The 1,464-nt window shown below is 42.1% G+C and carries 2 protein-coding genes; both read right to left on the bottom strand.

Features of this window, described 5'->3' with window-relative positions; all coding sequences use genetic code 11:
* Nucleotides 1-132: 132 nt before the first annotated feature.
* Nucleotides 133-1,137 carry a YeiH family protein gene (locus ACYVLS_RS08985; protein ID WP_460323730.1) on the bottom strand — a complete coding sequence of 335 codons (1,005 nt, stop codon included), beginning with the start codon at nt 1,135-1,137 and terminating at the stop codon, nt 133-135.
* 118 nt (nt 1,138-1,255) lie between these two features.
* The coding region (locus tag ACYVLS_RS08980) for a zinc ribbon domain-containing protein (protein ID WP_460323728.1) at nt 1,256-1,464 on the bottom strand (209 nt) is incomplete at its 5' end.

Genomic DNA, 1,464 nt, shown 5'->3' with positions numbered 1-1,464 from the left:
AGACTCTTATTAAAGGCTAACTTTTTTTAAAAATCAGTTTTTATTTAACCTGATCAATAGCTAGCATCAAACGAGCAACAAGATTTTTTTAATACATAGTTTTTCATAGATTATTGGGTGTTACCTCTATTATCAGATTATAATATACACAACTGCAAAGGATACAAATACGACTAGCGTAGACAGGGTCATGGCGAGAACAAACGGTTTCCAGCCCGTTTTTATAAACACTTTCAAGTTCGTTTTAAGACCGATGGCTGCCAGTGCAATGACCATTAAGAATCGACTGACTGCTCTTAAATAATCAGAAACGACAACTGGTATCAGACCTACTGAGTTCAGCCCCGCCATAATAACAAACGCAATAATAAACCACGGAATTAACCCTCTAAGGGCCATCTTTCCCTTCCGGTGTTCCCTGCCATCCTGCTTACTCTTATAGTATAGGATTGAAAAAATGATGACTGTCGGTATAATTGCCAGCGTTCTTGTCAGCTTGACCATTGTCGCTATTTCTCCTGCTGTATCTGAAAAAGCAAAACTAGCAGCTACAACACTTGACGTGTCGTTTATGGATGTGCCTGCCCAGAATCCAAAAAATGAATCACTCAACCGAAGAAGCTGACCCACAATTGGATAAGCCACGACCATCAGCATATCAAATACAAATGTTGAGGAAATGGCATAAGAGACATCGCCGTCATCCGCTTCTATTACCGGTGCCATTGCAGCAATGGCAGAACCGCCACATATAGCCGTTCCAGCTGCAATCATGTTGCCCAACTTCCAGTTCACTTTAAATAGCCTGCTCAATAGAAAGCCACCGCCAAAAGCAGTCAGAAGAGTAAATAACAGTACCATCAAAGTGCGTCCACCGACATTAAGTATAATAGAAAAATTCAATGAAGCACCTAGTAAAACAATTGCAAATTTCAGCACTTTTTTTGAAGTGAACTGCACCCCTTCATTAAACAGTTTATCATTATAGTAAAGCGTTCTAACAGCCATCCCAATAAACATGGCCAGAACGGCAGCACCTATGTAATGCCCTGGTAATAAGCCTTCGACTCCTACTGCAGCTACCGCGATAATCGTCGCCATCAGAAAACCGGGTAAGACTGATTTAAATTGTTTCATGTTTTCATTCCTTTCATTTCCAGAACTATTATAACATTAATTCAGCTGAAGAGAAGTTGAATAATCGAAGGGACGTGAACTACATCGGCACTAAAGTACCGAGCTTCTGGGAACACCTTTAACTTGTCTGCGTCGCACGAATGCTTACAGGCAGCGGTTTAGGCTGTTTGACCAAGGCATGTCCCATGCCAATGGAAAGAATGTTTTTTGCAGCGTTCACATCACGGTCATGATGAGCCTGACAGGCTGGACACGTCCATTCTCTGACAGCCAGACCGTGTTTGCCGTCGTCATGTCCGCAGGACGAACAGACTTGAGAGGTCTTGT

It is taken from the genome of Alkalibacterium psychrotolerans (assembly GCF_054784355.1).
This window is presented reverse-complemented; position numbering and strand designations above follow the sequence as displayed.